7 protein-coding genes are annotated in these 6,982 nt (G+C 61.5%); 2 read left to right on the top strand and 5 right to left on the bottom strand.

What is annotated here, in order from left to right:
- Positions 1-85: 85 nt before the first annotated feature.
- A complete protein-coding gene (locus ACW9JE_RS12285; RefSeq protein WP_224538152.1) occupies positions 86-1,183 on the bottom strand; it encodes a PLP-dependent cysteine synthase family protein in 1,098 nt (365 codons plus the stop codon).
- A 233-nt stretch (positions 1,184-1,416) separates the two neighbouring features.
- Between ACW9JE_RS12285 and nhaA the strand changes: the two genes are divergently transcribed.
- Positions 1,417-2,604, top strand: coding sequence for a Na+/H+ antiporter NhaA (gene nhaA, locus ACW9JE_RS12280; protein WP_224538119.1), 1,188 nt, complete (start codon positions 1,417-1,419; stop codon positions 2,602-2,604).
- Between the two features lie 80 nt (positions 2,605-2,684).
- Here the strand turns inward: nhaA and ACW9JE_RS12275 are convergent, their stop codons facing one another.
- Entirely contained in the window at positions 2,685-3,149 is a 465-nt protein-coding gene (locus ACW9JE_RS12275) for an outer membrane lipoprotein (protein WP_056856122.1), read from the bottom strand.
- A 165-nt stretch (positions 3,150-3,314) separates the two neighbouring features.
- On the opposite strand from ACW9JE_RS12275, the gene ACW9JE_RS12270 reads away from it, so the two are divergent.
- Positions 3,315-3,551 (top strand): hypothetical protein, encoded by a 237-nt coding sequence (locus ACW9JE_RS12270; RefSeq protein ID WP_457432906.1) that lies wholly within the window; start codon positions 3,315-3,317, stop codon positions 3,549-3,551.
- Positions 3,552-3,556: 5 nt separating this feature from the next.
- On the opposite strand, the gene pdxH is transcribed toward ACW9JE_RS12270, so the two are convergent.
- The 3 genes from pdxH to ACW9JE_RS12255 form a co-directional block, all read right to left on the bottom strand.
- On the bottom strand, positions 3,557-4,204 hold the full coding sequence (gene pdxH, locus ACW9JE_RS12265; protein ID WP_457432904.1) for a pyridoxamine 5'-phosphate oxidase: 648 nt from the start codon (positions 4,202-4,204) through the stop codon (positions 3,557-3,559).
- A 24-nt stretch (positions 4,205-4,228) separates the two neighbouring features.
- The gene (locus tag ACW9JE_RS12260; protein WP_457432903.1) at positions 4,229-5,326 is read right to left on the bottom strand and encodes an OmpA family protein; all 1,098 of its coding nucleotides are present in this window, start codon (positions 5,324-5,326) and stop codon (positions 4,229-4,231) included.
- A 115-nt stretch (positions 5,327-5,441) separates the two neighbouring features.
- The gene (locus ACW9JE_RS12255) at positions 5,442-6,587 is read right to left on the bottom strand and encodes a serine hydrolase domain-containing protein (protein WP_457432902.1); all 1,146 of its coding nucleotides are present in this window, start codon (positions 6,585-6,587) and stop codon (positions 5,442-5,444) included.
- Positions 6,588-6,982 lie beyond the last annotated feature (395 nt).

Below are 6,982 nucleotides of genomic sequence, written 5' to 3'. Positions count from 1 at the left end.
GTGTCAGTCGCCATAGATAGTGCATGACACTCCGCCTTCGCGAGCAAGCCCGCTCCCACATTGGTCCGTTGTTGCCTGAAAGACTTCAGATATTGGCCCGCAAAACACTCTCCGGCAGCGCCTCGCCGCGCTCGACCGTCGCCGCCACCGCCGCCATCAATCCACTCAACTCATACCCCTCGGCCTTGAGCCATTTCTGATCGTAGTAGGTGGTGGCGTACCGCTCGCCGCTGTCGCAAAGAATCGCCACGATCGACCCCGTCTCCCCCGCTGCCGCCATCTGCTGCGCCGCCATCAAGGCGCCGATCAGGTTGGTGCCGCTCGACCCGCCGACATGCCGCCCCAGGCGCTCGGCCAGGTAATGCATGGCCGCCAGCGACAAGGCATCCGGCACCTTGACCATCGCATCGATCACCTTGGGCAGGAACGAAGCCTCGACCCGTGGCCGGCCGATGCCTTCGATGCGCGACCCGTGATCCAGGCGCAGGCTGGCATCGCCGGTCTGGTAGTAATCGAAAAACACCGAACGCTCAGCGTCGGCACACAGCACGCGGGTGCAGTGCTGACGATAGCGCACATAGCGTCCCAAAGTGGCCGTGGTGCCGCCGGTGCCGGGGCTGGAGATCAGCCAGCTCGGCTCGGGATGCTTCTCGAATCGCATCTGCTGGAAGATCGACTCGGCGATGTTGTTGTTCGCTCGCCAGTCGGTGGCGCGCTCGGCGTAGGTGAACTGGTCGATGAAATGCCCATCATGTTCCCGCGCCAGGCGCTCGGACTCGGCATAGATCTGCGTCGGGTCATCCACCAGATGCGTCTGGCCACCATAGAAAGCGATCTGCGCGATCTTTTCCTTGGAAGTGCTGGCCGGCACCACCGCAATGAACGGCACGCCCAGCAAGCGGGCAAAGTACGCCTCGGAAATCGCCGTCGAACCGCTGGACGCCTCGATCACCGGCGCGCCGGGCTTGAGCCAGCCGTTACACAGCGCATACAGGAACAGCGAACGGGCCAGACGGTGCTTGAGGCTGCCGGTGGGATGGCTCGATTCATCCTTGAAATACAGCTCGATACCCGGAAAGCCTGGCAGCGGCAAAGGGATCAGGTGGGTGTCGGCGCTGCGCTGGAAGTCGGCTTCGATGATCCGGATGGCTTCGCGGGCCCACTGGCGGTTGTCGCTCATGATGATTTTTCTCGTTGGATCGGCAGGAGTCTGACTCAAACGTCAAGCTTAGGAAAAAACCTACATCGCGCACAGGTACAGCTGGGGTTCAATACGCCCGGCAACTGCTAGGCTCAGGTCGCAAGGCCGGAGCGTTCTGTAACGACATATAACAAAAAAGAATATAACTTTTGTTTTAACGTCTAAGGGGACGGGTTAGGGTGTCCCACCTTTTGACCTCGGATGGAGAGCGAACCTTGCCTCTGCGTAGCACTTTCACACGTTTCTTTCAGTTGGAAGCTGCCAGCGGTCTGCTACTGATCGCGGCTGCCGTTCTGGCGCTAATCATCAACAACTCCTCGCTGTCCTGGCTGTACAACGGCCTGCTGGACACGCCGGTGGTGGCGCAGGTCGGCGCGCTGAAGATCGCCAAGCCGCTGCTGCTGTGGATCAACGACGGCCTGATGGCGTTGTTCTTCCTGTTGATCGGCCTGGAAGTCAAACGCGAAGTCCTCGACGGACAACTGTCCAAACCCTCGCAAATCGTCCTGCCCGGCGCCGCTGCCATTGGCGGCATGGTGGTGCCGGCGCTGATCTACTGGTTCCTCAACCGGGATAATCCGGCGGCCCTGGACGGCTGGGCGATCCCCACTGCCACCGACATCGCCTTCGCCCTCGGCGTGCTGGCGCTGCTGGGCAAGCGAGTTCCGGTGTCGCTGAAACTGTTCCTGATGACCCTGGCGATCATCGACGACCTGGGCGCGATCATCATCATTGCGATCTTCTACTCGGGCGCCCTGTCTACCCTCTCTCTGGCGTTGGCCGCAGCCTGCATCGCGGCGCTGATCGGCATGAACCGGCTGGGCGTGGTCAAGCTAGGTCCTTACATGATCATCGGCCTGATCCTCTGGGTCTGCGTCCTCAAGAGCGGTGTGCACGCCACGCTGGCCGGCGTGACCCTGGCCTTCTGCATTCCACTGCGCACCCGCAATGCCGAATCGTCGCCGTTGCTGACCCTGGAACACGCGCTGCATCCGTGGGTGGCCTACGGCATCCTGCCGCTGTTCGCCTTTGCCAATGCCGGCCTGTCCCTGAGCGGGGTGACCGCCGAAAGCTTCACCCATCACGTGCCAATGGGCATCGCGATCGGCCTGCTGCTGGGCAAGACGATCGGTGTGTTCGGCCTTACATGGCTGGCGGTGAAAACCGGCATCGCCGCCCTGCCCCAGGGCGCGAACTGGGGCCAGGTGCTGGGCGTGGCGATTCTCTGCGGGATCGGCTTCACCATGAGCCTCTTTGTTGGATCCCTCGCGTTTGTACCGGGCGCCAGCGAATACGCGGGAATGGACAGGATGGGCATCCTGACCGGTTCAATACTGGCGGCCTTGATCGGTTATGCGGTGACGGCGATGGCGAGCCGCCAGAAAGTGCTGCAACCCGCATAAACCCGGCGATCATTTTCCCGAAGCACAAAAAACCCCGACCAGTTCACCTGGTCGGGGTTTTTCTTTAACCAGCTTTGCGCTTAGTGCGTAACGCGACTTGTACCGTCGACAGTGGCGATACGAACACGCTCGCCCACGCGGAATACTTCGTTTTCCTGAACCTGTTGCACGTAGGCGCGCATGCTGCCGTCGTCTTCGCGCACGGTGATTTCCACGCCTTGGGTACGGGTAAGGCCTTCTTCGGCCGCCGAACCGACCAGACCGCCAGCCACCGCGCCGATGACTGCAGCGACGATGCTGCCGCGACCGCCACCGATGGCGCTGCCGCCAACGCCGCCGACTGCCGCACCGGCCAGGCCGCCGATCGGGGTCTTGGTGCCTTCGATCTTCACCGGACGCAGGGCTTCGATGGTGCCCATGCGAACGGTCTGCACGCGACGCGCTTCGTCACGGGAGTAAGAGTCACCGGTCAGGCTCGATTGGCAACCAGTGAGCAACATCGCCATCGTGGAAAAGGAAGCAACCAGCAGAACAGACTTACGCATAGCATCAACTCCAAAGGACAGGTATCCATTAAACTCCGCGGCTTGACGCCTGTCACGGCATCGCCCGGATAAAACTGCTTTCATTCAGTTTCAGTACAGGCGCTAGCGGATTTCCCACACATTAGCGGTAAATTCGGCAATCTGCGCCGTTGGCCGAGGATTTTCATGGATTACTTCATCATTGTCATCACGACCGTCGCCGGGTTGTACTTCCACTGGTGGCTGTACGTACGGATAAAACGCTGGATGGATCGCGATCTGGCCTTGGCACTGGCTGGCGGAGACGAACGCAAAAAAGCATTCATGCTCCAGCAACTGGCGAACGCTCAAGCGCAAAAGATCAAGCGTCGGGACCTGCCGCAATGGCTGGAGGCCGCTGCGACAGGCTACCCCGATCGGTAGACTGCCTAGGGTGCCAGACGTTCAAGAATCCAGTCGGCGCCCTGCAAACGATAGTTCAGACGATCATGCAGGCGGCTTGCGCGCCCTTGCCAGAACTCGATGCGCTCCGGCAACAAACGGTAACCACCCCAGTGCTCCGGGCAGTGCGGCTGGCTGTCGCTGAAACGTTGCTCGGTGTCCTTGAGCAGCGTTTCCAGTTCGGCGCGATCGGCAATCACCCGGCTCTGCGGTGAAGCCCAGGCTCCCAGGCGACTGCCCAGCGGGCGAACCTGGTAATAGGCATCGGACTCTTCAGGGGTCACTTTCACTACCCGCCCTTCAATGCGCACCTGACGTTCCAGGGTCGGCCAGAAAAAGGTCATGGCCGCGAACGGGTTCGCGGCCAGCTGCTGGCCCTTGGCACTGTCATAGTTGGTGAAGAAGGTGAAACCCTGGGCATCCAGGCCTTTGAGCAGCAGGATGCGGCAATGCGGACGACCGTCCTGGTCGACAGTGGCCAAGGTCATGGCATTGGCTTCCACCGGTGCCTGCTCGGTTTTCACCGCATCGGCGAACCATTGATGGAACAGCGCGAACGGCTCGGCCGGGGCTTGTGCCTCGGTCAGGCCATCACGGGTGTAATCGCGGCGCATATCTGCCAGAGCCTTGGTCATGGCGCATTCCTTTTGGTTAACGAATCACTTCTTTGTGGCGTCGGCGGTGGCGACTTTCTTGCTGTCGGCAGCGGCTTTGGCTGGCGCGGTCTTTTTCGCCGGGGTCGCGGTTTTGGCCGGTGCCTTCTTGGCTGGGGCCTTGGCGGCTTTCTTCGCCGGGGCTTTCTTGGCAACCGGTGCAGCAGCTTTCTTCGCATCGGCAGGCGCAGGCGTCACTGGCTTGGCGGCCGGCTTGACGTCCTGGGCTGCGACCATGCGTACAGGCGCCGGTGCCGGCATGTTGTACTTGGCCAACAGCGCGACCATGGTGTCCTGCGGCGTCACCAGCATTTCCACGCGACGATTCAGGGCACGACCCTCGTTGCTGTCATTGGCGGCACGCGGAGCGTCACCGCCCATGCCACGCAAGCTCAGGCGATCACGTTGCAGGCCGCTCAGACGGAAGATCGCCGCGACAGATTGCGCACGCTCCTGGCTCAACTTGACGTTGGCCGGCGCGGCGCCCGACGTATCGCTATGGCCGAGCACCAGCACGGCAGTCTTGGGATCGGCTTCGAGGATTTTCGCCACGCGGGTGAACGGGCCCAGGGTTACCGGCAGCAGCATGGCCGGGCGGTCAGGGTTGAACGACCCTTCGACCGGCGCGATAACCACCAGCACGTTTTCACGGCGCTCGAGTTGCAGGTTGCTGTCCTTGATCGCGGTGCGCAGGCGCGGCTCGTAGTCGTCGAGCCAGGCCTGGGTGACTTTCGGATCCGGCATCGGCACGGCTTTGGCGGCAGCCTTGTCATCGCCGCCAAACGGCCACCACCACTTGCTGCCCGAATCGGTGTTTGCCTTGGCCACTTCAACTGGTTTGGCTTCAGGCTTCACTTCCGGCTTCTTGTCGAGCACTTCATCGGAGCCGAACGGCCAGTACCAGGGGCTGGAGCTATCAGCCTTCGCGACTGGTGCAACAGCTGGCTTGACCGGTGCAGGAGCTGGAGCCGGTTCTTTTGCCGCAACCTTGTCATTGGAACTGAACGGCCACCAGCTGCCGCCATCTGCATCATTTTTCGGGTTCTGTGCGCAACCGGTAACAGCGATGCACAGTGCCAAGGCGAGGGTTGGTTTGGTTGACATTGGATATCCACAAAAAATGAAGTCAAAAAAAGCAGGCCCGCTACAGCCCGTATAAACGCATGATTAGAAACTTAAATGGCTATCAGGTTCCGGATTCCCGACCTGTGAACCGGATTTACAGACAAGTGGCCAGTACCCGAGCGAGCTTTTGCGCACGCGGATCCATCAAGACGTACGGCCCCAGGGTATTTGTCACAAAACCGAAGGCCACATCGTGCTCGGGATCAGCGAAACCGATGGAACCGCCAGCACCAGGATGCCCGAAAGCACGCGGGCCGAGACCGTAGGTAGCGTTGGGCACATCCGGCTGATCGAGCATGCAGCCCAGGCCGAAACGGGTGCGGGTCAGCAGGGTCTTGTCTTCGCCGATGCTGTGCTCGCGGGTCAACTCGTCGAGCATTTCGCCTTCCAGCAGACTGCCATCGAGCAGACCGGCATAGAACCCGGCCAGACTGCGAGCGTTACCGTGGCCATTGGCCGCCGGTTGCTGCATGCGCCGCCATTCCGGTTTGTTGGTGCTGGTCAGCACCGAAGGCGGATTGGTGAAGGCCCGGGTGGTCATGGCCGTCGGCTCACGCATCGTCACCTGCAGCAGGCGCTGGGCCGCAGCATCACCGGCGTTACCCTTGCCCCGGGCAATATGCGCCACGCGATAAAATTCTTCATCGGCCAGGCCGACATGGAAATCCAGTCCCAAAGGCTTGGCCACCCGAGCCACGATGGATTCACCCGGCCCGCGACCGTCGACACGCCGCAACAGTTCGCCGACCAGCCAGCCGTAGGTGATGGCGGCATAACCATGCCCCTCGCCCGGCGTCCACCAAGGGGCTTCGGCAGCAAGAGCGTCGACCATGGTTTGCCAGTCGTAAAGCGCCTCTGGAGCCAGCAACTCGCGCAACGCCGGCAGACCGGCCTGATGGCAGAGCAACTGGCGCAGGGTGATGGATTCCTTGCCCGCAGCAGCGAATTCGGGCCAGTAGCGAGCAACCGGAACATCCAGCTGCAACTTGCCCTCGGCCACCAGTTGCAACGCGGTCACGGCGGTAAAGGTCTTGGTGCAGGAAAACAGATTGGCAATGGTATCGCTGTGCCAAGCCTCGGCGCCGTCCTTATCGGAAGTGCCGGACCACAGATCAAGCACGGTTTCACCACCGACCTTGATGCACAACGCCGCACCACGCTCCTGAGGATCCTCGAACAGCGCCGCAAACGCCTCACGCACCGCCTCGAACTTAAGCTCGTAATGACCCTGAATCTGCACCCGTGACTCCCCGGAAAACGCTCTACAAAGAGGCCCGCATTGTTCCAGCCCTTGAAGGATTTGGAAACAGGTGCGGGCCGGGCGGTTGCGATCTTCATGTTGATTCGGGTGGGTTTCGTGTGGGGGTTGTGTAGGAGCAGATCCGATTAGGCCGGCCGGTAGGCCGCCTCGCTTTGGCTTTTGATTTTGATCTGCCCCGTCGGAAGGCCGAGTGGAGGTTCTGCGCAGTGGGCAACCCGGCATGGATGCCGGGTTAGCCGCCCCCGGCCATGGATGGCCGATGGCGGCGGGCCCACGGAGCAGGACCGGAGCGAGGGAACCCTGAGCCTAAGCGAAGGGCCGTACGTCAGGGGATAAAAGCGCTTGGTTACTTGGCGCTTTTCCAAGTGACCCGC

The sequence above is a fragment of the Pseudomonas sp. SDO55104_S430 genome (assembly GCF_054070595.1).
This window is presented reverse-complemented; position numbering and strand designations above follow the sequence as displayed.